This is a genomic window from Sorangium sp. So ce448, from assembly GCF_051520915.1.
GTDB lineage: Bacteria > Myxococcota_A > Polyangia > Polyangiales > Polyangiaceae > Sorangium > Sorangium cellulosum_B.
Map to the genome: position 1 here is coordinate 8,350,901 of NZ_CP150343.1, position 26,373 is coordinate 8,377,273.

Genomic DNA, 26,373 nt, shown 5'->3' on the forward strand with positions numbered 1-26,373 from the left:
TCCCCTCCTTCCCACCTCTCCGCCATCGTGCTCCAATCCGCCCGCCCGCCGTGCTCGTGATGGCGCGTCTCCCGCTCTCACCTCACCTGCCGAGTGCCAGCGCATGCCCCCTCGTCTCCGCCGCTCCGCCCCTCTCCTCGCCGCCCTCGGCGTGCTCTCCCTCTCGGCTCCTGCGGCGGCGCAGGACGTCGCCGCCGCCGAGGCGCTCTTCGAGCGGGGGCTCGCCGACATGCAGGCAGGCCGTTACGAGACGGGCTGCAAGGCCCTCGCCGAGAGCGAGCGCATGGACCCTCAGCCCGGCACGCTCTTCACGCTGGCGTCGTGCGAGGCCCGATGGGGCCGCATCGCCACGGCGGTCGCGCGCTTCAAGGACTACCTGGCCCGTTTCGATCGGATGACGCCGGCCGAGCAGGCCCGCCAAGGCCAGCGGCCGAAGCTCGCGGGGGAGGAGCGCGACCGGCTCTCGCCCCAGATTCCGAGGCTCGCGCTCTCCCTGCCGCCGGATGCGCCGGCAGGCACCGTGGTCCGGCGCGACGGCTCCGTGCTGGGCGAGGCCGCGCTGGGCGTCGCGCTGCCCGTCGACCCCGGAGATCACCGGGTGTCGATCCAGGCGCCGGGAGCGCCCGTCCGGGAACAACACGTCACGATCGCGGCGGGCGAGACGAAAGAGCTCACGCTGGCGCTGAAGGACGCGCCGGCCGCCGAGGCCCCCGCGCCCCCTCCGACGTCCCCGGCCCCCGCGATCGTGCCGGCGCCCGCGCCGGCCCCACCGGACGCGCCGGAGGTTCCCGCAGGCCGCCGAACGGCTCTCTATCTGACGGGCGGGCTCGGCGCGGCGGGCCTCGTGCTGGGCAGCATCACCGGCGCGCTCGTGCTCGACGAGAAGGGCACCATCGACGAGCACTGCGGCAGCGGGATCCAGGCCACGGACCCGAAGGCATGCGACACGACAGGGCGCGACGCCGGGGACAGCGCGAACATGCTGGCCACGGTGAGCACGATCGGGTTCGCGGTGGCCCTGGCCGGGGCCGGGGCGGCGCTCGTCCTGTACTTCACCGAGCCGAAGACGGCGGCACCGGCGGTCACCGCGAGCCCGAGGTGGATCAGCGCAGGCGTGCTGGAGGCAGGGCCCAAAGGAGCCGTGTTGGGCGCGCGAGGGCGCTTCTGACGCGGACTACAGCGCCTTCGTAAGAGCAGTTCCCGGGGGCTGGACGGCCTCTTCGTCCACAGGCCAGCGCCCACGCAGCGCCGGTACCGGCGCTATGGACAGCACCCGCGCAGCGGCTGTAGAGGAGTAGGCATGGTTGGCAGGCGCACGGGATGGTGGTGGGCTACCTCGGTCTTCGTCGCCAGCGGGTGCGGCCTGATCGCCGATTTCGACGGCTACTACCTCGACGACCGAAGCGCCGCCGGCACCGGCGGGCAAGGCGGCAGCGGCGGCTCGGCCACCGGCACGACGAGCAGCGGCGGAGCAGGCGGCGACGGCTCGGGCGCCAGCACGGCGACGACGGGCGCCGGCGGGGAGGGCGGCAGCGGCGGCCCCGCCTCGACGAGCGCAGGCTCCGGCGGCGACGCCAGCGGCGGCGGCCCCGCCTCGACGAGCGCAGGCTCCGGCGGCGACGCCAGCGGCGGCGACCCCGCCTCGACGAGCGCAGGCTCCGGCGGCGACGCCAGCGGCGGCGGCCCGACCTCCACCAGCAGCACCACAACGACGAGCTCCACCACAACGACGACCGCCTCCACGACCGCGGCGACCACCTCGACGACCACCGCCAGCACCGGCGGAGGCGGCGATTGCGCGACGGAGGAGAGGCGGTGTCTGAACAACACGCCGCAGCAGTGCTTCAACGGCGGATGGGAGAGCAGCCCGCCGTGCGGAGGGACGACGCCCGTGTGCGTCGCGGGGACGTGCGTGAACCGCCCGAGCTGCGGCGGGCTGTCCGTGACGTGCGGTCCGGGAGGCGACGAGAGCTGCTGCACGGCATGGCCGGTCCTCGGAGGCACCTTCAACCGGGACAACAATCCCGCGTTCCCCGCCACGGTGGACGACTTCGAGATGGATCGGTTCGAGGTGACGGTGGGCAGGTTCCGGAGGTTCGTGGACGCCTATCCAGGCAGCCGCCCGCCGCGCGACGCGGGAGCCCACCCGGACATCGAGGGGAGCGGGTGGAGCCCGGACTGGGACTCGGCCCTCCCTCTCGACGCAGCGGCGCTGAGGACGATGATCCGGTGCAGCGGGAGCTACAGCACGTGGACCGACACGCCCGGCGCCAACGAGCACCTCGCGATGAACTGCGTCCGCTGGCCCATCGCCTTCGCGTTCTGCGCGTGGGACGGGGGAAGGCTGCCCACAGAAGCAGAGTGGAACTACGCAGCCGCCGGAGGGGACGAACAGCGTCACTATCCGTGGTCGCAACCCCCGACCTCGACGACGCTCAATACCACCTACACGACCTACGCTTGTCTCCTCGGCTCGCCCGCCGCCTGCGAGTTCGATGACATGGTGCCCGTCGGGTCGAGATCCCCGAGAGGAGACGGGCGGTGGGGGCACGCCGATCTGGCAGGGAGCATGGGGGAGTGGACGCTGGACTCGTTCCTGGGCGACTACCTGAACCCCTGCGTCAACTGCGCCCAGCTGGCGACGGCCGCGGACCGGTCCCTCCGGGGCGGGGGATGGAACGAGGATTCCTCCAGGCTGCGAACGCAGAACCGCGGCCATCATCCCGAGAATGACTTCACCCGGTCGACCGGCATCCGCTGCGTGAGGTCGCTGTAGATGCTCGCGGGCCACGCGCGTGTCGCGCCCTGGCTGCCCTGGCGGCCACGCTCTCCGAGGTCCCCTCTCCTGCCGGGTGTGCGCGCCTCGCGCCCTGACCACGCTCTCCGAGGTCCCCTCTCCCGCCGGGTGCGCGCGCCTCGCGCCCTGGCGGCCACGCTCTCCGAGGTCCCCTCTCCTGCCGGGTGTGACAGAACATGACGCCTTGGTTCCGCCGGTCCGCACACGTGCTCGTCGCCCTCGCCTCGCTCTCGCTCGCCGCGCCCGCCGCGGCGCAGGACGCCGCGGCCGCGGAGGAGCTCTTCAATCGAGGGCTCGCCGACATGCAGGCAGGCCGCTACGAGCCGGGCTGCAAGATGCTCGCGGAGAGCGAGCAGCTCGATCCTCAGCCGGGTACGCTCTTCACGCTCGCCATGTGCGAGTCGCAGTGGGGCCGGATCGCCACGGCCGTGACGCAGCTCGGGAACTACCTGGCCTGGGTGGAGCGGATGACGCCGGCGGTGCGGGCCCGTCAAGGGGACCGGCCGAAGGCGGCGCGGGAGGAGCGCGATCGGCTCGCGCCGCGCGTGCCGCGGCTCTCGCTCTCGCTGCAGGACGGCGCCCCGCCTGGCACGGTGGTGAAGCGCGACGGCAGCGCGATGGGACCGGCCGCGCTCGGCGTCGCGCTCCCGGTGAACCCCGGGGTACACCTAGTGTCGACCCAGGCGCCGGGAGGACCGCTGTGGGAAGAGACCGTCGCGATCGCCGAGGGCGAGACCAAGGCGCTGACGCTCGAGGTCAAGGAAGCGACGGCTCCCAGCGTCCCCGCGCCGCCGGCGCCCGCCCCCGCGCAGCCCCCGGCCGCCGAGGCGCGGCCGCCGCGCGACGCCCCGCGGCCGCTCGCAGTCCCGGACGAGGCGGCAGCCCCGGGAGGCCGGCGGGCGCTGGTCTACGTGGCCGGCGGGGTGGGCGCCGCAGGGCTCCTGGCGGGCGGGATCCTGGGCGCGCTCGCGCTCGACAAGAAGTCGGTCGTCGACGAGCACTGCGGCAGCCGGATCCAGGCCAGCGACGAGAAGGCCTGTGATGCGACAGGGAACAAAGCCGCGCAGAGCGGGGGCACGATGGCGCTGATGAGCACCCTTGGCTTCGGGGTGGGGCTGGCCGGGCTAGGCGCAGCCGCGGTGCTGTACTGGACGGAGCCGAAGCCGGCCGGCCCGGCGACGGGCGCCGCCCCGCGATGGCTCCGCGCGAGCGTGCTGCAGGCCGGGCCGACGGGCGCGGTCCTCGGCGCCCAGGGCACCTTCTGACCCGCGGCGGCGCCTTCCGGAGGATTCCGGAGGACGAGCGACCCTTTGCAACCGCGCAACTGTGCAACTGTGCAACTGTGCAACTACGTAACTACGTAACTACGTAACTACGTAACTGCGCAACTGCGCAACATCATGACAGGACGGGCGCGCCGCCAGCAGGGGCCGTCGCGGCAAGCCCCGAGGAGGCCTTGACGCCGGGGGCGCCCGACGGGATCCTCTTGGCTCGTGTCGACTGCACTCGCGGACGGGTCTGTCTTTGCGCGCCGCTACCGTGTGGTCCGCCTCATCGCCTCGGGCGCCATGGGCGCCGTCCACGAGGTCGTCCACCTCGAGACCGAGCGACACCGAGCTCTCAAGGTGATGCACGCGCACCTCTTCGAGAGCGAGGAGATGCGCGAGCGCTTCAAGCGAGAGGCGCGTATCGCGGCGAACATCGAGAGCGAGCACATCGTCGATGTGTTCGACGCGGGCGTCGACGAGGCGACCGGCATGCCCTTCCTGGTCATGGAGCTGCTGCGCGGCGAGGAGCTCGGCGAGCGCCTCAAGCGCGTCGGCCGCCTGCAGCCCGACGAGGCCGTGACCTACCTCTACCAGGCCGCGCTGGCCCTCGACCGCACCCACGCGGCGAACATCGTCCACCGGGACCTCAAGCCCGCGAACCTCTTCCTGTCGCAGTGCGAGGACGGCTCGATCCGCGTGAAGATCCTGGATTTCGGCGTCGCGAAGCTGGTCGCCGACGGCGCCACCGCGGCCGGCGCCACCCGCAGCCTCGGCACGCCGCTCTACATGGCGCCCGAGCAGTTCCATGTCGGCAAGAAGCTCACCGGCGCTGCAGACATCTACGCGCTGGGCATGATGGCGTACGCGCTGCTGGTGGGTCTCCCGTACTGGGACCCCGAGGCCAACGAGGCAGGTGATGTGATCGCCTTCGCGATGCTGGCCGTCCGCGGCCCGCAGGAGCCGCCGGTGCAGCGTGCGCGCTCCGCCGGCGTGATGTTGCCGCCGGGCTTCGATGCGTGGTTCGCCCGGGCCACGGCGGTCGACCCCGCGGCGCGGTTCCGCAAGGCCACGGAGGCGGTGCACGCCCTGGGCGAGGTGTTCGGCATGCCGGTGGGCGGTGGCCGCCGCCCGAGCTTCCCGAGCGCGCCGTCCTACGCCGGCATGCTCCAGGGCCCGTCGTCGTCACCGGCGCGGCTCTCGAGCCCGCCGTCCTCGCCCGGAGCGCGCCCGAGCTCGCCGTCGTCACCCGGAGCGCGCCCGAGCTCGCCGTCGTCACCCGAGCTATCGCCGGCCCTCATGAGAACGGAATCCGCGCTGGGGACGACCCCGTCCCCGGAGCACCTCTCCGGCTCGCACCGCGTGCGCCTGACAGACGCCTCGGCCGGCGCGGCCACCGCCTCGCTGCCGCCGAAGCCGCGCCGGGCGCCAATCGCCGCCGGGATGGCCTTGCTGGGGGTCGCGATGCTCGTGGTCGCAGCCCTCTGGATCGCGCAGCGCGCGGAGAGCGAGGGGGAACCGGCGGTGCCGGACGTGGTCGCCGCGAGCCCGCTGAGCCCGAGCCAGGGCACGGCGCCGCCCGCGGGCAACGCGACGGCGCTCGAGCCGAGCGCGGCAGCGCCCCAGCCGAGCGCTGCGGCGCCGGAGCCGGCCGCAGCGACGCCCGAGCCGAGCGCAGTGGTGGCGCCCGCGCCGGCCTCGGCGCCCCCTCCGACGGTGACGCCGTCCGCCGAGGCACGCGTCCAGACGGCGCCCCCCAGGAGCGCGACTGCGCCGGTGCGCCCGAACAAACCGACGACGACCGCGCCCAAGGCGGTCGCGAGCGGCAAGGCGCCAACACCGATCAAGCCGGCCTCCAGCACGCTGTTCGGGCGCTACTGAGGTCGCCAGCCGGAGCCCTCCTCCACCGAGACGGCGCGCCCGCACCGCTGCAAGGAGCAGTGTTTTCCCGGGCTTCATCGGGGGCGACGGGCTCGGTCGACGATGCCCATGGGGTCGAGCGCTACAACCGGAAGGCTCGGGAGGCTCACGCTCTCGCTGCCGGCGGGAGCACCGGCGGGCACCGTGGTGCGGCGCGACGCGCTATGTGCTGGGTGAGGTCAGGAGTGGACGCAGCCGCTCTTCTCGCATCGTCGGGATGTCGTCGTGCCCGTAGGCCCGGCCATCCCGCTGGAGGCGGCGCAACCGCGCGCGTCGCCGGGTAAGATCGCGGGCGCGTGCCGCGGTGGACAGCGCGGGGAGAGTGGGCAAAGAGGAGATATGAAGAGCAAGCGCACGCGTCGGTGGTGGTGGGCGGCATCGGCCTTCATGGCAAGCGGCTGCACGGCGATACTGGGGCTGGACAAGGACTATCACCCGTTCGAAGGCGCAGGCGGCGACACCGTATCCGGCGGAGGCGACGCGAGCTCGGGCCGCGGCGGAGCCGGCAATGGCAGCGGCGCCGGCAATGGCGGCGGCGCCGGCGCCGACGTCGGCGAGTGCACGCGCGGCGACGCGCGGTGCTCGGACAACCGGCTAGAGCGGTGCAACGACCGCGGTCAGTGGGACGCCCCGGAGCCGTGTCCTGCGGAGGCGCCCGTGTGCAGCGGAAGCGCGTGCACGACGCCCCCGAGCTGCGAAGGGCTGCCATCGACGTGCGGGCCGGGCGAGAGCGAGAGCTGCTGCGCGAGCGCGGTGGTGCCCGGGGGGACCTTCGACCGCGGCAACGATGCTGCATATCCAGCGACGGTGAGCGACTTCCGGCTGGATCGCTTCGAGGTGACGGTGGGGAGGTTCCGGAGGTTCTTCGAGGCGTACCCCGGCAGCCAGCCCGCGGCCGACACGGGAGCGCACCCGGGCATCCAGGGGAGCGGGTGGAACCCGGCCTGGAACAGCGAGCTGCCCCCGGACGCGGCGGCGCTGCGAGCAGCGGTGATGTGCAATCCGGACAACGCCGACATGCGGACGTGGACGGACGAGGCGGGCGCCCAGGAGCACCTGCCGATGAACTGCGTGAGCTGGTATGTCGCCTTTGCGTTCTGCGCGTGGGACGGTGGCCGGCTCCCGACAGAAGCCGAGTGGAACTACGCGGCGGCCGGCGGGGACGAGCAGCGGCAGTATCCGTGGTCGAATCCGCCGGAGTCGACGACCATCGACGCGAGCTACGCCTCCTACGATTGCAGGGAGAGCACGGCGCCCGGCTGCACGTTCCAGAGCGACTTCAGCGACATCGTGCACGTCGGGTCCCGCTCGCCGAAGGGCGACGGGCGGTGGACGCAGGCGGATCTCGGCGGGAGCATGCGGGAGTGGATGCTGGATGGGTACGGGACCTATCCGGCGGAATGCGTCGACTGCGCCAACCTGGCGGACACCTCGAACCGCGTGGTCCGCAGCGGGAGCAGCTTCGGCACGCCGAGCTATCTGCGGACGTCCGAGCGAGTCAGCGTCGCGCCGTCGGCGCCCTACTACAGCCTCGGCGTGCGGTGCGCGAGGACGCCGTAGCGGCCGCGATCAGCCGAAGAAGTCGAACGCCGTCCCGGCGCCCCGCTCGCGCGCGGGGCGCCTGCGCGCGCGGCGACGGCCGCCTTCATCTTCGTCGAGCCGTACAACACGCAGGACGCCGGCCCCTACACGCTCAACCTCTCCTTCACGCCCTCGGGCTGAGCTCCCGCGCCTCGGAGCGCCCTCTCGCCGGGGCGGATGCGGTACGCTGCCCGCGTGCTCTCCGCCCCGCCTCCCCCTCAGCCACTTCGCCCCGCGCGCTGGCTCGCCGCCGCGTTGCTCGCCGTATGCGCGTGCCAGCCGGCTTCGGCGCCGCCGGCCCGCGCCTCCCAGGACGCCGCGACGCCCCCCGGCGCGACCGGCGCCGCGACGCCGGCGCCTCACGACGGCGCCCCGCCGCCGCAGCCCGCGCCGCCCCCCCGCGGCGGCAACGGGAAGCCGGCGCTGGTGGCCGCGAGCGACGGCGCGGCGCTCGATAGCCGGTCTCCGGTGAGGCTCCCGCCGCCGCCGTTCGGCGCGGCGCTCGTCCGGCGCGCGCCGGCCGGAAGCTCCGCCGCGCCGCGCCTCGTGAAGATCGCCGAGAAGAAGAACCAGATCACGGACGAGGCGGCATGGTTCACCACGAACGGCCTCGCGGTGCCGATGATCACGCCGGCGCCTGGCGCGGACGCGGACGGGGCGAGCTACACCTCGCCCTCCTTCGCTCCCGAGCGCTACCGCAATCGAGCGCTCGTCAAGGTGATCGGCCACGGGGACCACAGCGCGCTGCTCTACGGCCCGAACTTCGCCGAGGCGCGCTTCGTCGCGATCCTCGACGCGGCGTACACGATCGTCGCCTTCTTCGACTTCGAGAGCTTCCTCATGCCGCCTGCGTTCGAGCCCAAGGAAGCCGGCTTCGTGAAGGGCAGCATCGGCTGGGCCGCGGTCGAGGACGGCGTCCTCTACGTCTCGTCGGGGCACAGGACGTATGCGGCCTCGTCGAAGGGCAAGAACGCCTACCTGTCGGCCATCGAGCTCGCCTCGGGACAGCTGCTCTGGCAGAGCGCGCCGCTCGTCTGCAACGCCGAGAACTTCGTCTTGCATGGAGATCACCTCCTCTGCGGATACGGCTTCACGGCCGAGCCGGATTTCCTCTATGTCCTCGAGCGCGCCACCGGCAAGGTGGTCTCCAGGCTGCCGCTGAAGAGCGGCCCCGAGTTCCTCGTCGAGAAGGACGGCAAGCTCTTCGTCCGCACCTACGACACGGATTACGTCTTCGAGATCCGCTGAAGCGGCGCGCCGGCGCGCCGAGGAGCGAGATCGATCCAAGGGCCACGGCGAGCACGGGGGCGAGCTCGGGCGCACGGCGCAGCGCGGAGGGCAGGTCGAGCGGAGGAGCGCGATCCGGCGGCGCGGCGACGTTCGCGGCGCGGGCGCTCGCCCTCGTGCACGCCGTCCTGTCGCTGCTCCTGCGCCGCACGACGACACGACGACACGACGACGCGCCGTGCGCACGTGCTCCCGATCGGCACGGCGGGCGGGCCTTCGCGTCGCTCCGCGCACCGTGAGGGCCCGCCGTGGCCGCCGCCCCCTCGCGGCGCCCTCTGATGGCAGAGCTCGTCAGGGCCGGGCGGCACCGCTCCCGGACTCGACACGCCTCGAGCACCGACGAGACGCCCTGGAACGACGTGAAGCGCGCCTCGCGTCGCAAACTGCCCCAGGAGAGGGCGCCCCGTCGCTTCGTGCCACACCGCCGCGCCACCCTGGAGATCCACGAGGGACGCAAGAAATGGCTCACCCCGCGCAGAGCCTGCGCCCGCGCGCGCGCGCCTGGCGCGCTCGACCGTGAAGGAACGCGCCGCGCGGCCGGTGCGCGGTTGAGCGGCCATGGCAGCGAACTTGCTACCTGATCACGCAGAGCACACGCGAGGTGTTCACGGTCGCAGCGCCGATCCCGAGCCTGCGCCTCCGGCGAAGCAGACGCATACCGACGATGCTACAGCGTGATTTGAAGCGATGAAAGGAGAGAGCATGCAAGTGGAGCTCACCTTCCGACACATCGGCAAAAGCCCCTCGCTCGAGGAGCTGATCCAGGAGCAAGCGAACAAGATCGAGCGCTTCAACGACCACATCAACAGCTGCGCGGTGGTGGTCGAGCGCGACCACGCGAGCATGGGCACGGGCGGAGAGTACCGCGTGCGCGTCGACCTCCACGTGGCCGGCAAGCACGAGATCGTGAGCGAGGAGCGGGCCGCGAGGAACCTGCTGCCGGCGGCGGTGCGCGACGTGTTCCAGCGCGCCGGTCGCCAGCTCAAGAGGCTCTCTGACGAGCAACGGAGCGAGGTGAAGGCACACCCGGCGCAGGACACGGCCGGCGTCATCGCGAAGCTGTTCAACGACTACGGGTTCATCACGACGATCGATGGTCGGGAGATCTATTTCCACGAGCGAAGCATCGTATCGGCTCCGTTCTCCGATCTGAGGGTCGGCATGGGCGTCGCCTACACCGAGGAGGACGGCAACGAGGGGCCTCAGGCGAGCAGCGTGCGCGTCGTGGACGCGCGCGGCGGCAACCGTGGCCGCGAGGAGACACCTACGCTCAGCTAGCTGGGATGCGCAGGGCGCGCGGGGATCGAGCGCGCGGCGCGAGCCCCGCTTCCCCGCTGTCCGCCGAGGCTATATCGTCGTATCGCGTCGCCACCGCCAGCGGGGCGCCGGCCGAGGCCTCGAGTCCACCGGCGGCTCTGCCGGCGGCGTCGCGATCTCCTCTCTCTCTTCCTTCGCAGGGGGCATGTCCCCGTCCGCGGGAGGCTCCGGCTGCGGCTGCGCCCTGCGCTGCCGCAGGGCGCACTCCTCGTTCTGCCTCTCCAGCGCGTCGATCTGCGCGGAGGCCTCGTCGAGCCTGCGCTCGAGCAAGCCCGCGCGCGTGGACTCGCGCCTTAGCTCCGACAGGACCGCCCTGAGCTCTTGCTCTCTCGAGCGGAGGGCGGTCCTCACCCTCTCGCGCTCGTCCTCGGCCTGTCCGAGCCGCGCCGACAGGCGCTCGCGGTCGCCCTCGAGCCCGGCGATCTCGCGCTCCATGGCGCTCCTCGACTGCTCGTAGCGCTCGTCGGCCTCCGCCTTCGCGGCGGCCGCGGCCTGGGCCGCGCGCCTCGCGCGGAGCTCGGCGCCCTCGGCCAGGCGCTTCGCCTCGGTCATCGAGTCCCTGGCGGAGTTGGCGCTCTTCGCGTCGTCGCTCGCCTTCATCGCAAATGCGAGCGCCTCCTCGGTGGCGCGCTGCGCCTCGGTCATCTTCGCGAGGGCCTCCTGCGCGGAGGAGTTCGCGGCCGCCTCGAGGCGGCTGTGCTCCCGCGCGGCGCGCTCGGCGGCCTCGGCCGTCGCCCGCGCCCGCGTCGCGTGCACCCAGAACACCGTGGTCGTCGCGACCATGCCCATCAGGAAGACAACGCCGAGCCCAAGGAGCACCCTTGTGAGCCGCTCGCGGCGGGCCTCCGCGCCGAGGGCCGCGTCGAGGAAGCTGCGCTCCAGGCCCGAGAGGTCGTCGATGTCCCGGGCCCACGCGGACAGCTCGTGCAGCGCCTTGCCGCGCGGCAGGAGCCTCGGCGCCCTGCCGCTCGCGACCCACCTCGAGAGCGCCTCGTCGAGCTCCTTCTTCGCCCGGCCGAGCCGGTGCAGCGCCGTCGCCACCTCCGCCATGCGCGGCCGCGCATCGGGGTCGAACGACAGCACCCGGTGGACGAGGGCGACGAGATCGGGCGGCGTGGCCGCGCTCATCGGGGGCGGCCACGCGCCGCGCGGCGCGTCGGGCGTCTGCCCCTCGAGCAGCTCGTAGAGGATGACGCCGAGGGAATAGACGTCCGCCTTGACGTCGACGCTCCCGGAGTGGCGCTCCTGCTCCGGCGCCATGTAGCTCCTCGTCCCGAGGCCCCACGCGCCTTCCTGCGTGAACGGCATCGTGGGCTGTCCCGCGCCCCCGCCGCTCGACGCGGGCCCGGCGGGCTCGATGGACACGCGCCCCGCAGCAGAGGAGACCACCCCGGGCGCGATCTCGACCGGCGCGGGGAAGATCTGGATCGCAGGCCTCTCGAGGCTCACGCGAGGAAGGCTCCGGAGCGCGTCGTCCTCGCGCGGGTCGCTCTCCGCTGTCGAGCTCCCTTCGCTGTCCGCCGTCGTGCGCGCGTCGCTCGCAGGGCCGCTCGCGATCCCCGCCCAGCCGGCGGCGCTCTCGGGGTCGGGCGCCATCCCCACCGTCGGCGCGGTCGGCGCCGAGAGCTCGGTGCGGAGCGTGGGCGCGGACGCAGGCGCGAGGGAGCCCCTCGCGTCCAGCTCCAGCACCTCGGGGAGCCCGCCCCAGAGGACCTTCGCGATGCCGAAATCGAGGATCTTGACGCGGCTGCCCCCGGGGGCGAGCTCGTCGTCGATCACCATGATGTTCTCCGGCTTCAGATCGCGATGGACGACCTTGGACGCGTGGGCCGCGGCCATGGCCGACGCGATCTGGTAGCCGAGCCGCACGACCTGCCGCGGCCGATCCGCGACCGGCACGGCCTGCACCCAGTCGCGCAGCCCCCGCCCGTCCAGGTACTCCATCACGATGTAGGGAGAGCCGTCGTCGAGCTCACCGGAGTCGAAGACACGGACGATGCCGGGGTGGTTGATGATGTTGACGGCGATCGCCTCCTGCCGGAAGCGCGCCACGACGTCCGGCCGGCGGGCGTAGTCGCCGAGCAGCACCTTGATCGCCGCCCGCGCCCGCGTCTTCGGGTGCCGCGCCCGGAAGACGCGCCCCATCCCGCCGCGGCCGAGCTCTCCCTCGATGAGCCAGCCCCGCAGGATCGCGGGGAACGGCGCGTCCTCGTCCTCCGCGCGGCCTCCGGCCTGACGCGTCTCCATGCCTGCCCATCCTGCACCCGCGAGGCCGCCGGCGGAAGCCCCGACGCGCGCTGGCGCGCCCGACCCGCCGTCTGCACGACGGGCCCCGGGCGCGCCGGCGCGAGGGGCTCAGCTCACCCCGAGCTCGCGCAGTAGCCTGCCCACAGCTCCGGGATGCGCCGCTCGCTCAGGCCCATGACGGGCGCAGGCGGCAGCCACTTCGGCTTCACCGGGGCGCGGAGCAGCTTCATGCCGGCCTGCTCCGGCGTACGCCCCCGCTTCGTCGAGTTGCACGCGTAGCAGGAAGCGACGATGTTGTCCCAGACGGTCTTGCCACCCTGCACACGCGGGATGACGTGATCGTAGTTGAGCTCACGGGCCACCTTCTGCACGCCGCAGTACTGGCAGCGGAATCCGTCGCGCAGCAGGACGTTGAGCCGCGAGAACTTCACGCCGCGCTTCATCCCCAGCGTCGGCCGCTTCAGCCGCACCACCGCGGGCGCGTTGATGGAGAGCGACGGCGACCGGATGACGTCGTCGTACACCTCGATGACCTCCACCTTGCCCAGGAAGCTCATCGTGACGGCGGTCTGCCAGGGGATGACCTTATGGGGCACCATCCATGGCGTCAAAAGCAGCGTCTGCGCGGTCATGGCCCACCTCTCTATCGTCTCTTTCTCTTCATGACGTCACTCCAGGTTAGACGCAATCGGTGCCCGGGGAGGGAGTCGAACCCCCAGATGGCTGGGTCTAAGCCAGCAGCGTTTGCCGTTTCGCCACCCGGGCAGGGTGTCACCGGTGGGACTCGAACCCACATACCCCGAAGGGCGCAGGATCTCAGCCTGCCACGTATGCCGTTCCGTCACGGTGACGTCTGCGCGACGCGGTCTGAGTGGGAGGATTCGAACCTCCAGCCCCCGGCTCCCCCAGCCGGTGCTCTACCAGGTTGAGCCACACCCAGAGGGTCTTCGTCGCGCGTCGCGGCGGAGCTGTCGCTCCTCCGCGGTCTGGGTGGGGGGATTCGAACCCCCAGTCCCCGGCTCCCGAAGCCGGTGCTCTACCAGGTTGAGCCACACCCAGAAAACTCTCATCAAGATGGAATTGGCAGGCTCGCCCGCTCGGGCGCGGGCTCCCTACGGAGCACGCTGGCGAGCGGAGCGGCCCGGTGTCCCCAGCGGGATTCGAACCCGCGCCTCCGGAGCGAAAATCCGGCCGCCTGAGCCTCTAGCGAGATGGGGACAGGGACACATGATAAACACATGATCAGGAGAGCCGACCTGCGGCCCCGGCGCCGCGACGTCGCTGGCGCAGAGCGCCGCGAGGCGCGGCCCCCTGACAGGAGCGGTGGAGGAGAATCGAACTCCTATCGCGAGCCTGGCACGCTCGCACTCTACCGTTGAGCTACCACCGCGGTTTCATCGAAAAAAGAGGCGGGCCGCCGGGCGCCGCGCGCCCGCACATCGTGTGGGCCGCCGGACGGCGGCCCGCCTCGGCAACGAGACGAACGAACGGGCAAAGGGCGCCGTGGGGAGGCCCCAAGGGGGAACTGCCAAGCGGCATGGTAACCCACGAGCATTGGCCCGTCCGGTGGAGCGACGAGGGGTCGAACCTCGATCCCTGCCGTGCGAAGGCAGTGTTCTCCCGGTTGAACTATCACCCCGAGCCAGCGGTCCTGGCGTCAGATCTTCATCATCGAACATCCATCTCCTTGTCTCCCCACGTCCTTTACCTTCTTTACCTCATTTGCCTTCTTTACCTCCTTGCCCATTGGACGATCACGCATCGATCTTATTGGGATCATCGCGCTCTTTTTTTGCGGCGGGGCGTGAAGGAATCGAACCTTCTCGCAGGAGTTTTGGAGGCTCCGCCGTCTCCATGACGCACACCCCAAGGCGCCCCCGAGGAGGATCGAACTCCCCTCACCTGATCGACAATCAGGCTGCCTCACCAGATGCATACAAGGGCAAACCAGCGCCGCCGACGGGATTCGAACCCGCGTCATCCAGATTAACGGTAACCGTCCTCCTTCGGCCCGGATCGGGCAATGGATGGAGAGCGGAATGTCAGGTGCTCTACCAGGCTGAGCTACGGCGGCATGGTCGGGATCCGAGAACCGTCGTCCTTCGGCCCGGATCGGGCGAGAGAGCGGGCGACGGAGAGGGGATCCCGGCGCCCCCGGCGGGACTCGAACCCGCATCGACCGGCTTCGTAGGCCGGCCCCTATCCATTCGGGCTCGGGGGCTTTTGCTGAGAGCGGGACGCTGGAGTCGAACCACGAGAACTGTCCCTCGGAGGCCCGGGAGATCCCGGGCAAAGGGTGAAGGACAGGTGCCATCCATCATGGCGGCGCCCCGCAAAAGGAGGGCGCTCGTGAGGCGCCCTCGTCGGACGGACGGGCCGGCGGAGCCCGTCCGTCACGCTGCCTGTCACGAGACACCCCGGGTGAAATCCGCCATCACCTGGGGGGCCGCCCCGTCGAACCCCACGACATCGAGCATGCCGGGGTCCGTGGGATCGGCGATCGAGAAGCCGGTCGACGTCATGCCGACGACGAGCAGCCGGGCCGGTCGGCCCATCGCCTGCCTGTATTCCCTGAGCGCCTGGAACGGGTGAACGCCGCCCGCCCAGGTCTCGTTGTCCGTGTAGATGACGAACGCGTCGACCTCTACCCGGTTCCGCTTCGCCCAGACCATCGGCAACGCGCAGTCGGTGCCGCCGAAGGGCAGGCCATTCACCGCGCGCAGCACGTCGTCGAGGCGCTGCTCCGGCGATATCGACAGCGGCGTGAGGCCGGAGACGCCCCCGCCCCACTTGCCGCCGTACCCGCCCGGCGCCGCCGAGAAGCCGACGATGCCGTACTCGCGCTCGATCCTCGCCGTCGCCATGGCCATGGCTGCGCTCGCCACGCGCGGCGTCAAGCCGGGGACGCCGGCGATGGAGCCGCTGGTCATGGACCCGGAGATGTCGAGCGCCAGGAGGTGCTTCTTCCCCGTCGGCTCGACCGCCCGGAACGCCAGGTAGAACGCCTCGTTCAGCGCGTCGACGACCTCGCGGACCGGGGTCCACGAGAGCGCGTTGGCGCGCCGGCGAGCGCGCTCGCCTTGGCCCTGCCCGTAGACCTTGAGGGCCGAGAGCACGGCGATGGGGTGGACCCGGGCCGCGCGCAGGCGCTCGGCGTCGGTGAGCTGTCGCGCCACCCTGCGGGACGCGTCGCTCATCGGCGAGAGCAGGCCGATCGCGGTCATCTTCCCCAGGTTCCGGAGGAGCGCTGTCTGAGGCATGTGCTCGAGCAGCGCTTCCCAGACCGCGGGGTCGTTCTTCCACTCGGTCAGGAGCATCTCGTGCGTGAAGCGATGCTGCCTGATCAGCGCGGTGACCTGCTTGCGGTTGGTCGCCGCGCGGAGCGACTCGAACGCGCGCACCGCGTCCGGCAGATCGGTCATGGGCAGCGCCTTGCCGCGCGCCGACTCCTTGCCGAGCGCCTCGATGCCGCCGACGATCCAGCGGTACAGGGCGTCGTGCTGCGGGGTCGGCGCGACGGGGTGCGCGAGACGCAGGAGATCGCGGTGGCTGAAGCCGTCGCGCTGCTGGTACTTCATCGCCTGGTACGCGACCCTGTCGACGGGCTTGCCGTTGTACCAGGCGGCGACGGCGGACCGCAGCCCGCGCCCCCACTTGCGGAACCCCTGCACATCGCGGACGAAGTGGAAGAGATCCGTCCCCGTGCGGCACACCTCGGGCAAGGCCGCGAGGGCGGCCTGCCGGGTCTCGATCTTCGCGTCGGCGGCGGCGATCGCGAGCGCGAAGATCGCGGGCGCGTTCTTCGGCGCTCGCCCCGAGCCGCTGATGTCGACGATGCGCTGCACGGCGCGGGGCCCGTCCGCGGCGAGGCACGCCTCGACGGCGCGGGCGTTCTCCACCGTGAGCTTCCGCTCGGTCGCGTAGTAGGTACCCCCCTCGGCGCCGAGGATCAGCCAGCGGTCGAGCCTCGCCCACTCGTCGAGGGCGAAGGCGAAGCCGCCGGCGCTGTTCCTCGCCTGATCGGCGCGGGCCTTCTGCCGCTGCGGGGTGACCAGCGCGGCGAAGTGCTTCAGATAATCGGCCATCACACCACCTCCGGCCCGGGCCCCGGGCAATAGAGGACGGATAAAAGAGCGTGCTCGGGTTGATCTCCCAAAGATAACCGAGCCCGTTCGACCCGTCCTGGGTGGGCGTACGGGGATCGAACCCGCCTCCGCAGGGTCACAACCTGCCCTCTTCACCAGAAGAGAAACACCCACGCAAACCATCGTCGGGATGGCCGGAATCGAACCGGCGGATCTCCTCACCCCAGATGAGGCGCCTTTCCACTAGGCTACATCCCGCAGCGCCCGCTCGAACGAGGCGCCGACGCGCCCCCGGCCGGCGGCGAGCCGGCGCCCCGCGTGAGCGAAACGGGCCTGCCTCCCGCGATGGGGGCGCGGCTCCGGCGGGAGGAATCGAACCTCCAACCACCCGCTTAACAGGCGGGCGCTCTACCATTGAGCTACACCGGAACATGGAGGCGCAGCGCGCCTCCATCTACATCATCCTGGAATGTCACAGATCAGGTGTCCCTCACCGCCGGCGCGGCTGCGCCGGCGAGGACAGGTGGACCCGAGAGGAATCGAACCTCCAACCGTCCGCTTAAGAGGCGGCTGCTCTATCCAGCTGAGCTACGGGTCCGCGCGGAGGGCACACCTCCGCATGGCCTGCCATGTCAGCAAGCCAAACCACGTCGACCATTCCGCGAAAACATCACCCGGCGCCGTGAACGCGCGCCGCGGCGCTCATCCTCGAATCGAATGCTCCCAACGCATTCTCTGCCGCGCCTCCTTTCTCCGGGCGCAACTCCCCCACCGCGGCGCGCGACGACGTCGCGCGCTGGACGCAAGACAACTCATCTCCTCGACTCGCCGGCAGCCGGCGATCCACAGCAGGCCGACAGCCCACAACAGATCGAAAGCCCACCGGCAGGCCGACAGCCCACGGCAGATCGAAAGCCCACGAGCGGACCGATAGCCGCAACGAGCCGACAGCCCCCAACCCCCCAGAACGCCGAAGGCCGCCTGGGTTTCCCGAGGCGGCCTTCGCGAACGTCGTCGATCGACGCGTGCTTAGCTGCCTCTAGGCGCTATTCTCCGGGTTACCGAGCTTCCGCGACAAACGGAGGCTGCAAGGGTAGCCTGGATTATGCGCCCAATGTTCACCGCCACCGCCCAGCAGGCGATCCCATGCCATGGCCGCATCGGGCGTTCCCGATTTGGACAGGATGGTGACGAACTGCAGGTTGTCGCGGCGGCTAAACATGGCGAATCCTCGTGTTCGGATTAAGTACTCCCCTTGGACGGGTTGCGCAACAGAAAAGTTCCTCGAGTCGATTCTTTTTTCGGCGCCTTCAACGCCTTCAACGCCTTCAACATTGGCGCTCTCCCTGGGCGCTCGCCGGTCCGAGCGCGGTCGGTGCAATCGAAGAACCGCGCCATCTTCCCTTTGCCGGCGCCCGCCCTGGACCTGATATGCCGCGGGCGTCAGGCGCGACCCGCGACGACGCTCAGGCCCCCTGAGCACGGGGCGACAGCAGCAGGCGACCGCGCGCAGCGCACCTCGTGGCCTATTTCGTGCCGACGTTGGCGTTCGCGCTGGCGCTGGCGTCGAGCCGGACTCGCTCGTCGCAGCCGCCGCCGGAGACGACCAGCTGACCGCCCTGCACCTTCACGTCAGCCTCGCTCCCAGCCGGCCAGCGCAGCGCCACGATCGCCCGGCCGGTGTGCACGTCATAGAACGTCCGCTCGCGGTAGCTCGCGCCGTCCCGACAGCGCATCTCGCCATCGACCTCTCCGTCATAGACGGCGCCCCCGCCGTCGAAGGTGCTCTCGACCACGAGCAGCCCCCCCTCGACCGAGCCGCTCACGCTGCGTGTCCCATGGCAGTGCGCGGGCCAGCCCCCCGAATGACCGCCGTTCACGACCAGGAACCCGTCCGGCCTGCGGGGGAAGACCACGTGGTTGCTGTGATGCACGTACATCATGTAGTCGCGAGGGAAGACCCACGGCGGATCGCCGGTGCACGGGCTGTCGGCCCACCTCGAGTCGGGCCTGCACAGGCGCTCTCGCGCCGCGGCCTCGCTCGTCGCCTCGCCGGACGACTGCTCGGCGGTGCCGATCCGCGCGAGGAGCTCGGTCCACCCCTTCACGAGCCCGGCGCCCTCGAGATCGGCCTTGCGGACCTCCACAGTGCACGTCGATCTGCCGGCGAGCTTGCCGCGCGTCGCCGCCGAGGGCTTGAGCAGGTGCGCGTTGGCATAAGCGACCCGGGCCGCCTCGGCGTCACCCGCCCTGTCGCGGAGGAGCCCGAGGTTGAACCAGATCTGGGAGCGCAGCTCGGGATCGCCCGCTCCCGCGAGCGCCGCGTCGAAATCGTTGTCCGCCGCTTCGCTGTCGCCCGCGGTCAGGTACGCGAAGCCTCGCTCCGCGAGCGCCCGCGCGTCGCTCGGGTCCGCGGCGATCGCCTCGGAGAACGCCTGGATGGCCGCGTTGAAGTCCTGCTTCTTCGTCGCGAGCCGGCCTCTCGCCAGCGCGGCCTTGTACGTGGCGAGGGCCTGCTTCTCCTTCTCGGTGAGCGGGCGCGCGCTCGGCGCGGGCAGGGCCGGCGACGCGGGCAACGCCGACGGCGCCGGCGGCGCACCGCTGCTCGCCGACGCGACGGCGGCAGGTGAGCTCGCCGAGACGGGCGGCGCGCTCTCGGCGGTCGGCCGCGGCGGCTGATCACGGCAGCCCGCGGCCACGCACACCGCGATGAAGCCGATCGCAAGGCGCCCTTCGACGTCGCGCGCGCAGCGACGGCCGGTGACTTCCGTGGTCATGGTGTGCATCCTCGCCCGTCCGGGTCGAGCCTGTCACTGCAGATCGATGCCGGCAGGCCGCGCTGCTCGCAGCGCCGGAGCGCGACAGCGCGCTACAGGGCCCCGACGCGCTCCGAGGCCGCCTCGGCGGAGCGCACGGCGGCGTCGATCCCGGAGCCGTGGAACGCCGATCCGGCGAGGAGCACGCCGCTGCCGGCGAGCGCCTGCTCGACCTCTCTGACCCGCGCCGCGTGCGCAGGGGTGGAGACCGGGAGCGCGCTCGACCAGCGCGAGACCCACGCGCGCTCGGAGGGCCCGTGCACGCGCAGCACGCGGGCGAGCGAGGCCTCGGCGCGCGCCGTCCAGGCGTCGTCGCCCATCTGCTCGAGATCCGCCGGATCCGGGCGGAAAAAGAGGCGAAGCGTGACGTGGCCGGCGGGGGCGCGCTCGGCGAACTTCGAGGTCGTGAACGTGCACGCGCGGAAGCCGTGCGCCTGGTGCCCCGCGGCGACGACGAAGCCGGTGCCGTCGAGCGGGTGCTCGATCGCGGCGCGCGGGTACGCCAGCGAGACCGTCACGCTGGAGAGCGTCTCGGCGTCGCGGAGCGCCCGCCCCGCCTCGCCGAGCAGCGCGGCCGCGCCGGCGGCGTGGGTGGCGAGGACGACCGCGTCGGCGTCGATCTCGGCCCCTCCGGCGAGCGCGAGGCGGAAGCCGCCGGCCCCCTTCGCGAGCGAGGCGACCGCCGCGGAGGAGCGCACCTCGACGCGCCCGGCGATCGCGAGCGCGAGCGTCTCGGTCAGCTGCGCCATCCCGAGGCGGAAGGTCCGGATCCCCTTGCCGAGCTCGTCGCGCGGCACCTGGAAGCCGAGGAACTCCGCCGCCTCGCCCGGCGCGAGCTCCCGCAGCGCGACGCCGTCGAAGCCGAACGACCGGTGCGTCTCCTGACCGACGAGATCGCCGGCGATCCCGAGCGCGCTCGCCAGCCCAGGGACGGCCTCGCTCCGCGCGATGAACCCCTCGGCGCCGAGCTCGACGACGAAGCCCGAGGCCCGCTCCGTCCAGAGCTGTCCGCCGACCCGCGGAGCCGCCTCGACGAGCGTCACCTGATCGCCCGCCGTCGCCCGCCGGAACGCAACGATGCACCCGGCCAGACCGCCTCCAATGACGGCAATGCGTCGCATCGCGCCTCTATACCACGAGGCGATAACAATGTGAGAAACACTGCATCCGGCGAGCAGGATCCGCCCGGGCTCGCCCGCCGGCGATACCCCTGTGAGAAACACTCCATTCACCGACCGGGAACAACCCGAGTTCGCCCGCTCGCGAGCTCAAGGAATGCTCGCCGGCGCGCGCGCGTCGGTCTACGATGCCTCCATGGTGAGGATCTCAAAGTATTTCGACGTCAAGAGAGACGCCTATGGCCGCGAGTACATGGAGGTGTACTTCGACGGAATCGCCCTCCTCAGGCTCGTCATGACCAACAAGGGGACGGCCTTCACGCCGGAAGAGCGCGTGAACCTCGGGCTCGACGGGCTGCTCCCGCCGCAGGTCAACACCATGGAACAGCAGCTCGCCCGCGTCTATGGCGGGTTTCGCCGCGAGCCGACGCCGATCGCCAAGTATCAGTATCTGCGGGCGCTCCAGGAGCGCAACGAGATCCTCTACTATGCGCTGCTCAATCGCCACCTCGGCGAGATGCTGCCCATCGTCTACACGCCGACCGTGGGCGAGGCCGTGCAGCAGTTCAACTTCCTCTATCAGAGCGCGCGCGGCGTCTCGTTCTCTCCCGTGAACATCGATCGCGCCCAGCGCGTGCTCGCGAGCTTCCCGTGGGAGGACGTGCGCATGATCGTGGCGACCGACTCCTCCGCGATCCTCGGCATCGGCGACCAGGGTTACGGCGGGCTCGCCATCCCGATCGGCAAGCTCGCGCTCTACACAGCGGGCGGCGGCGTGAGCCCGTTCCACACGATGCCCGTGGTCCTCGACGTGGGGACCGACCGGACCGATCTCATCGAGGATCCGTTCTACCTCGGTGTTCGCCAGCGCCGCCTGCGCGGCGACGCCTACTTCGACTTCTTCGACAGGTTCGTCGACGCCGTGAAGAGCAGCTGCCCCCGCGCCGTCATCCAGTGGGAGGACCTCTCCAAGGAGGCCGCCTTCTCCGTGCTGGATCGGTACCGGAAGGTGATCCCCTCCTTCAACGACGACATCCAGGGGACAGGGGCGGTCACCCTCGCGGGCGTGGTCGCCGCGTGCAGGCTGCGCGGCGAGCGGCTCAGGGATCAATCGGTGGTCATCCACGGCGCGGGCGCGGGCGGCGTCGGCGTCGCCTGGGCCATCTGCCAGGGGATGCTCCGCGAGGGGCTCACCGAGGACGAGGCGCTCGCCCGCATCTTCGTCCTCGACTCCAAGGGCCTGCTCGCGAAGGACCGCCCGATGGAGGAATACAAGCGCAAGTTCGCGCAGGATCCGGGGAAGATCGCCGCATGGAAGAAGGCCGGGGCCGTGCCGACGCTGGTCGAGACCCTCGAGAACACGCGCGCGACCGTGCTCCTCGGGCTGTCCGGGCAGCCGCGCTCGTTCAGCGAGCCCGTGATCAAGGCGATGGCCGCCAACACCCCGCGGCCGGTCATCTTCGCCCTCTCCAACCCGACGAGCGCCTGCGAGGCGCTCCCCGAGGAGATCCTCGCCCTGACCGAGGGCCGCGCGCTCGTCGCGACCGGCAGCCCGTTCCCGCCCGTGGAGCGCGACGGCAAGACCATCCCCATCGGCCAGGGGAACAACGCCTTCATCTTCCCGGGGCTCGGGTTCGGGTCCATCCTGTCCGACGCGCGCGAGATCACGGACGGCATGGTGCTCGCGGCGGCGTATGCGCTCGTCGACTACACGGCGGAGAAGCACCTCGACAACGGGCTCATCTACCCGCCCGTGGAGGAGCTCCAGGAGGTCTCCACGCGCGTCGCCATCGCGGTCATCCGGGCGGCGCTCGAGGACGGCGTCGCGAGGAGCGAGAAGGTCGACCCCGGGAACGTCGAGGCCTATGTGAAGGCGCGGTTCTGGCAGCCGAAGTACCTGCCGTTCGTCCGCGGCTAGCGCCTGGCGCGGTGGGGCGCCCGCGGCGCGGGCCGCGGGCGGCGCGCTCCACCTCAGCCGAGCTGGGACAGGAACTTCCGGAGCTGCTGCGCCTCCACCATCGTCATCACCGGGACGAGCCAGGCCTCGAGCGAGGTGGTGTCGCGAAATGCCTTTCGGCTCGAGTTATGCGCGTCCCGGATGAGGCGCTCGACCTGGAGCCCCAGGATCGCGTTCGACACCGGCAGCAGGTAGGCCGTCCGGTGCACCGTGGCGTTCTGGACCCGCATCATCTCCAGGAACTTCTCCGCGCTCTCGGGCGCGAGCACGTCGACCTGGAGCAGCTCGATGCAGACAACAGCGCCATGCCGGTTCTGGGTCACGACGCCCTGGATCCGGGCGATGCACGCGTCGACCTCGCCAGCCGGGAGCGGTGATGCGAGCCTCACCTCGATGAGACGACCGGCCCTGTTGTCAACGGAGTACATGAGTGAAATTCACCCTAACGTAGACGTCCGGACCAGAGCGCGTCAATGAACGGCGCTTCCATGCGGTGCGGCTCCGTGCGCGCGCACACGCCATCGACGGTTTTTGTCAGCGCCCTCATCAAGCACCACAGAAAAAACCGTCTGCGACGGCGCTCACGCGTCGGAAGAGAAGATCACCTTCCCGGCGCGCGCCTCTTCCTCGGAGGCCGCCTCCCGCTCGGCCTCGAGGGCCTTCGCCTCGGTCTCCAGATCGGGAAAGCGGTACCGGATCCCCTCGCCTGCCTCGAGGTCGACGTCGCCCCCGAGGGCGACGACCTCGCGGGTGATCTCCTCCGAGCGCGGCGGCTCCCCCGCCGCCTCCTGCCACGCCCGCTGGAGCACCGCCTCCGTGATCGGCTCCCGTCCCTGCCGCGCGCCGACGCGGGTAAGGATCGCCCGTAGCACGGCCCGCCGGCCGTTCCGCCGGGCGAGCCTCCGCTGCTTCAGCGGGCGCAGGATCGCCCGGCCGAGCGGCAGCGCGAAGAGCGCGAGCGAGAAGACGAGCGGCACCACCCCGAGCGCGACCGCCGTCCCCGTGGGGGGCAGCTCCGCCATCGGGACGCCCCGCGCCAGGAGCCCGAGGTTCTCCACCGTCAGGTGGGCCCCGAGCGCGTAGAGGCTCATCAGCAGGTTGAACCCGTTGAGCGCCACGATGAGCGCGTTCATCCCCGGCCCGTTCCCGGTCAGCGGAGGCAGCTCCTCGCGCTTGGCCCAGACCGGCGCGGGCGCCCGCGCCGGCGCCTCCGCCGCCGTCCGCCGGATCGCCTCGAACCGGTAGACGATGCCCCCCTCCTCGGAGACGTCGACCGTGCCGTCGTAGTCGAGCATCAGCCGCGCCATCAACGGGTCCGCCTCGTCGCGCGGGAGCCCCGTCACGCGCATCACGTCGGCGAGCCCGATCCGGCCCCGCTGCGCGCGGATCTCGGCCAGGATGAGCTTTTCGGCCTCGAGCGGATCCCGCGGCGCCGGCGTCGGGCCGAAGAAGAACCGGTTCACCTTCTCGTAGAAGGGCGTCTCGTCGCGTCGCTGCCCGAACGCCCCGCGGCGGCCATGCGACGAGGACCACGCCGGCTCGGCCGTCCACACGAACGGCGAGAACGGGTGGAACGTCCAGAAGATCGCGTCGAGGACCAGCCGGAAGAGGAAGTAGCCGGCGAACGATCCGGGGACGTCGTCGTGGTTGCGCGAGTCGCTGCTCGAGCGGGCGAACAGCTGGGCGATCAGGATCCCGACGAAGATCACGACGTACGCGATCAGCACGATCGCGATCCACGCCCGCACGACGAAGCGAGCCACGCCGGCGGCGGCCCGGAGGACGGCCTCTAGCGCGCGCGCGAGGCGCGTGCGGGTCTCCCACGGCTTGGTGAAGCCGTACGGGAAGCGGAAGAGCAGCTCACCTTCGGACGTCGCCTTGAGGTGCCCGCGGTGCTCGCTGACGAGCAGGTGCAGGCCGCTCTCCGCGTCGCGCAGCGGCAGGCCGCTCTTCGCCGACGCGTCGGCGAGCGTCAGATCGCCCGTGTGCCCGCGCAGGGCGGACCTCAGGATGCCGGCGGCGCGGCGGGCCTCCATCAGCTTCGGAGATTTCAGCGTCAACGGTCGCTCGCCCCTGTTCCGCGGCGGCGCGGCCGCGCCCGTCGGTACGGCATCGCCGCGCTCCTCCACGGGGGCAGAACCTCCCCCGTGCCGAGCTTCATGGTGGCCCGCAGGGCTCCACGCAAAGGCCACGGCGCCTTTTTCGGGCGTCGATCCCGCCCGCGCGCGCAGCGGCGCCGCGCGTCAGCCCCCGTGAGCCCGGCGGTGCCTCGCGTCATCCGCCCGCGCTCGCGGCCGGAGGCGGGCGCGATCTCGGCGTGGCGTCGACCATCCGCACCTCCAGGCCGAGCGCGTCGCGCAGCATCCCCGCCTTCGCGACGACCGTCCACTCCTCGAGCGCCCGGTCCTCCGCGCCCTGCACCTCGATCACCAGCGTGTCGCCCTCGATGCGGCCGCTCACCTCCGCGACCTTGGCCCGGTGCTCGCGATCGAGCGCGTCGGCGATGCGGAGGATCGACGCCATGGCCTTCACCTTGGCGCGCGCGTCGCGCGAGAGCGCGCGGAAGTTGTCGTGGTCCATGCTGGGCGGCGACTTCCTGTGGTAGCGCGCGATGTTCGCGACGATCGCGCGCTCCTCCGGGGTCAGGCCCATGAGGTCGCTGTGGGCGATCACGTAATAGCTGTGCTTGTGGTGCCCCTCGTAGCGGACGAAGTCGCCGATGTCGTGGAGCAGGGCCGCCGCGCGCAGGAGGATCCGGTCGCGCTGGCCGAGGCGATGGCGCGGCGCGAGGTCGTCGAACAGCCGCTCGGCGAAGCGGGCCACGAGCGCGCCGTGCTTCTCGTCGAAGTGGTAGCGGCGGCCGAGCCGGACGCAGGCGTCGCTGACCGCGGCGGCCTCTCCCCGGAAGTCGGGGCCGAGGAAGTGGGCGTGGGCGAGATCGACGAGCACGCCCTCCTTGAGCCCGACCCCGGGAGCGACGATGACCCGCTGCACGAACGCCCGGGCGATGCGGCCCAGGATCGTCGCCGCGGGGACGATGGTGTCGGCGCGGTCCGGGCGCAGGCCGTAGATCTGCGCGCGCTCCTCGGGCGTCTTCGACGCCATCTCGTCGAGCAGGCGGGACATCGCGGCCACGTCGATCGCCCGCCCCTCCGGGGACCCGGCCGGCGCGGGGCAGAGCTCCGCGAGCGTCTCGATGTTGCCGCCCGTGCCGACGAGCAGATCGATCCCCGAGCCCGACCCCTCGCCGAGCAGCTCCACGATCTCGCGCGTGGCCTCGACCATGACGCGATCGATGTACTCCTCGACGAGCCGCCGGTGCCCGGCGTCGACCGGGCGGCGATCCTCGAGGAAGGCCTCGACCATCCGCACCGTCCCCACGGGGAGCGAGCGCGAGAAGACGGCCCCGCGGCCGCGGAGCAGCGTGAGCTCGGTGGAGCCGCCGCCGATGTCGACGAGGAGCGCGGTCCGCTCGCCGAGCGCGACGCGCTCGCGGACGGCGAGCTGGACGAGGCGCGCCTCCTCGATCCCCTCGATGACCTCGATGTGGACGCCGGCCTCCCGCGCGGCGCGCTCGACGAAGAGGTCGCCGTTCTGGGCCTCGCGCGCGGCGCTCGTCGCCACGGCGCGGTAGCGGTCGACCTTGGCCGCATCCATCGCCGTGCGGAAGCGCCGGAGCGCCTCGCAGGCGGCGCCGATGACCCCCGACTCGAGCCGGCCCTTCGTGAACACGTCGTGCCCGAGACGCACCGACGCGCGATCCGCATGGACATCGCGGAACGGGTGGAAGCGCGGCGCGTCGGGCGCCCCGGTCGCGGCCCCGGCGAGCGCCGGATCCCAGCCGGCCCCGAACGCCCCGAGCGCCGGCGGATCCACGTCGACGATGCGAAGCCGGATGGCGTTGGATCCGATGTCGATCGCAGCGAGCCGCGCCATGTCGGGAGAAGTAGCGAAGCTCCCGGCGGTTGGCTACTCTCATGCCG

Annotated in this window: 18 protein-coding genes and 15 tRNA genes; 8 read left to right on the top strand and 25 right to left on the bottom strand. The window is 71.7% G+C overall.

The genetic code is table 11. From position 1 onward, the window contains the following. The first annotated feature begins 103 nt into the window (after positions 1-103). Positions 104-1,168 carry a hypothetical protein gene (locus tag WMF45_RS31385; RefSeq protein WP_437708732.1) on the top strand — a complete coding sequence of 355 codons (1,065 nt, stop codon included), beginning with the start codon at positions 104-106 and terminating at the stop codon, positions 1,166-1,168. 218 nt (positions 1,169-1,386) lie between these two features. Here WMF45_RS31385 and WMF45_RS31390 read toward each other — a convergent pair whose 3' ends face one another. Further along, on the bottom strand, positions 1,387-1,830 hold the full coding sequence (locus WMF45_RS31390; RefSeq protein WP_437708733.1) for a hypothetical protein: 444 nt from the start codon (positions 1,828-1,830) through the stop codon (positions 1,387-1,389). Between the two features lie 61 nt (positions 1,831-1,891). Here WMF45_RS31390 and WMF45_RS31395 point away from each other — a divergent pair, with 61 nt between their 5' ends. The 6 genes from WMF45_RS31395 to WMF45_RS31420 all read left to right on the top strand — a co-directional run bounded on the left by WMF45_RS31395 (position 1,892) and on the right by WMF45_RS31420 (position 10,128). Beyond that, on the top strand, positions 1,892-2,776 hold the full coding sequence (locus tag WMF45_RS31395) for a formylglycine-generating enzyme family protein (RefSeq protein ID WP_437708734.1): 885 nt from the start codon (positions 1,892-1,894) through the stop codon (positions 2,774-2,776). Between the two features lie 197 nt (positions 2,777-2,973). Continuing rightward, the gene (locus WMF45_RS31400; protein WP_437708735.1) at positions 2,974-4,062 is read left to right on the top strand and encodes a hypothetical protein; all 1,089 of its coding nucleotides are present in this window, start codon (positions 2,974-2,976) and stop codon (positions 4,060-4,062) included. A 228-nt stretch (positions 4,063-4,290) separates the two neighbouring features. Beyond that, positions 4,291-5,943, top strand: coding sequence for a serine/threonine-protein kinase (locus tag WMF45_RS31405; RefSeq protein WP_437708736.1), 1,653 nt, complete (start codon positions 4,291-4,293; stop codon positions 5,941-5,943). 378 nt (positions 5,944-6,321) lie between these two features. Then, positions 6,322-7,542: a formylglycine-generating enzyme family protein gene (locus WMF45_RS31410; RefSeq protein ID WP_437708737.1), complete on the top strand. Its 1,221-nt coding sequence runs from the start codon at positions 6,322-6,324 to the stop codon at positions 7,540-7,542. Positions 7,543-7,758: 216 nt separating this feature from the next. Continuing rightward, positions 7,759-8,811, top strand: coding sequence for a hypothetical protein (locus WMF45_RS31415; protein ID WP_437708738.1), 1,053 nt, complete (start codon positions 7,759-7,761; stop codon positions 8,809-8,811). 741 nt (positions 8,812-9,552) lie between these two features. Next, on the top strand, positions 9,553-10,128 hold the full coding sequence (locus WMF45_RS31420) for an HPF/RaiA family ribosome-associated protein (protein ID WP_437708739.1): 576 nt from the start codon (positions 9,553-9,555) through the stop codon (positions 10,126-10,128). Positions 10,129-10,197: 69 nt separating this feature from the next. Here WMF45_RS31420 and WMF45_RS31425 read toward each other — a convergent pair whose 3' ends face one another. From WMF45_RS31425 to WMF45_RS31525, 21 genes are all read right to left on the bottom strand, one after another. Beyond that, a complete protein-coding gene (locus WMF45_RS31425) occupies positions 10,198-12,414 on the bottom strand; it encodes a protein kinase domain-containing protein (RefSeq protein WP_437708740.1) in 2,217 nt (738 codons plus the stop codon). Between the two features lie 113 nt (positions 12,415-12,527). After that, on the bottom strand, positions 12,528-13,046 hold the full coding sequence (locus WMF45_RS31430) for an HNH endonuclease (RefSeq protein ID WP_437708741.1): 519 nt from the start codon (positions 13,044-13,046) through the stop codon (positions 12,528-12,530). 60 nt (positions 13,047-13,106) lie between these two features. Next, positions 13,107-13,179 (bottom strand) — tRNA-Leu (locus WMF45_RS31435). A 4-nt stretch (positions 13,180-13,183) separates the two neighbouring features. After that, positions 13,184-13,265: transfer RNA gene (locus tag WMF45_RS31440), tRNA-Leu, on the bottom strand. Positions 13,266-13,280: 15 nt separating this feature from the next. Then, positions 13,281-13,354, bottom strand: a tRNA-Pro gene (locus WMF45_RS31445). Positions 13,355-13,399: 45 nt separating this feature from the next. Next, positions 13,400-13,473, bottom strand: a tRNA-Pro gene (locus WMF45_RS31450). Positions 13,474-13,559: 86 nt separating this feature from the next. Next, positions 13,560-13,633, bottom strand: a tRNA-Glu gene (locus tag WMF45_RS31455). A 100-nt stretch (positions 13,634-13,733) separates the two neighbouring features. Further along, a tRNA-Gly gene (locus tag WMF45_RS31460) sits at positions 13,734-13,804 on the bottom strand. Between the two features lie 177 nt (positions 13,805-13,981). After that, positions 13,982-14,053: transfer RNA gene (locus WMF45_RS31465), tRNA-Ala, on the bottom strand. A gap of 159 nt (positions 14,054-14,212) precedes the next feature. Further along, positions 14,213-14,282 (bottom strand) — tRNA-Trp (locus WMF45_RS31470). Between the two features lie 4 nt (positions 14,283-14,286). Then, a tRNA-Asp gene (locus WMF45_RS31475) sits at positions 14,287-14,358 on the bottom strand. A 7-nt stretch (positions 14,359-14,365) separates the two neighbouring features. Further along, positions 14,366-14,488, bottom strand: a tRNA-OTHER gene (locus WMF45_RS31480). Positions 14,489-14,563: 75 nt separating this feature from the next. Further along, positions 14,564-14,635, bottom strand: a tRNA-Arg gene (locus tag WMF45_RS31485). Between the two features lie 184 nt (positions 14,636-14,819). Further along, positions 14,820-16,499, bottom strand: coding sequence for a TROVE domain-containing protein (locus WMF45_RS31490; RefSeq protein WP_437708742.1), 1,680 nt, complete (start codon positions 16,497-16,499; stop codon positions 14,820-14,822). A 98-nt stretch (positions 16,500-16,597) separates the two neighbouring features. Further along, positions 16,598-16,672 (bottom strand) — tRNA-His (locus WMF45_RS31495). A gap of 12 nt (positions 16,673-16,684) precedes the next feature. Next, positions 16,685-16,757: transfer RNA gene (locus WMF45_RS31500), tRNA-Pro, on the bottom strand. 99 nt (positions 16,758-16,856) lie between these two features. After that, positions 16,857-16,928: transfer RNA gene (locus tag WMF45_RS31505), tRNA-Asn, on the bottom strand. Positions 16,929-17,023: 95 nt separating this feature from the next. Beyond that, positions 17,024-17,097, bottom strand: a tRNA-Lys gene (locus WMF45_RS31510). A 441-nt stretch (positions 17,098-17,538) separates the two neighbouring features. Then, a complete protein-coding gene (locus WMF45_RS31515; protein ID WP_437708743.1) occupies positions 17,539-17,721 on the bottom strand; it encodes a hypothetical protein in 183 nt (60 codons plus the stop codon). Between the two features lie 304 nt (positions 17,722-18,025). Continuing rightward, positions 18,026-19,276, bottom strand: a complete 1,251-nt coding sequence (locus tag WMF45_RS31520) for a tetratricopeptide repeat protein (protein ID WP_437708744.1) — start codon at positions 19,274-19,276, stop codon at positions 18,026-18,028. A gap of 92 nt (positions 19,277-19,368) precedes the next feature. Further along, positions 19,369-20,436, bottom strand: coding sequence for a protoporphyrinogen/coproporphyrinogen oxidase (locus tag WMF45_RS31525; RefSeq protein WP_437708745.1), 1,068 nt, complete (start codon positions 20,434-20,436; stop codon positions 19,369-19,371). A 196-nt stretch (positions 20,437-20,632) separates the two neighbouring features. Here WMF45_RS31525 and WMF45_RS31530 point away from each other — a divergent pair, with 196 nt between their 5' ends. Continuing rightward, complete coding sequence (locus WMF45_RS31530; RefSeq protein WP_437719599.1) at positions 20,633-22,351, top strand: NAD-dependent malic enzyme; 1,719 nt, start codon at positions 20,633-20,635, stop codon at positions 22,349-22,351. 53 nt (positions 22,352-22,404) lie between these two features. Here WMF45_RS31530 and WMF45_RS31535 read toward each other — a convergent pair whose 3' ends face one another. The 3 genes from WMF45_RS31535 to WMF45_RS31545 all read right to left on the bottom strand — a co-directional run bounded on the left by WMF45_RS31535 (position 22,405) and on the right by WMF45_RS31545 (position 26,326). Then, complete coding sequence (locus WMF45_RS31535; RefSeq protein ID WP_437708746.1) at positions 22,405-22,818, bottom strand: hypothetical protein; 414 nt, start codon at positions 22,816-22,818, stop codon at positions 22,405-22,407. 153 nt (positions 22,819-22,971) lie between these two features. Then, on the bottom strand, positions 22,972-24,450 hold the full coding sequence (locus WMF45_RS31540) for a hypothetical protein (protein ID WP_437708747.1): 1,479 nt from the start codon (positions 24,448-24,450) through the stop codon (positions 22,972-22,974). A gap of 214 nt (positions 24,451-24,664) precedes the next feature. After that, entirely contained in the window at positions 24,665-26,326 is a 1,662-nt protein-coding gene (locus tag WMF45_RS31545) for a Ppx/GppA phosphatase family protein (RefSeq protein ID WP_437708748.1), read from the bottom strand. Between the last annotated feature and the right edge of the window lie 47 nt (positions 26,327-26,373).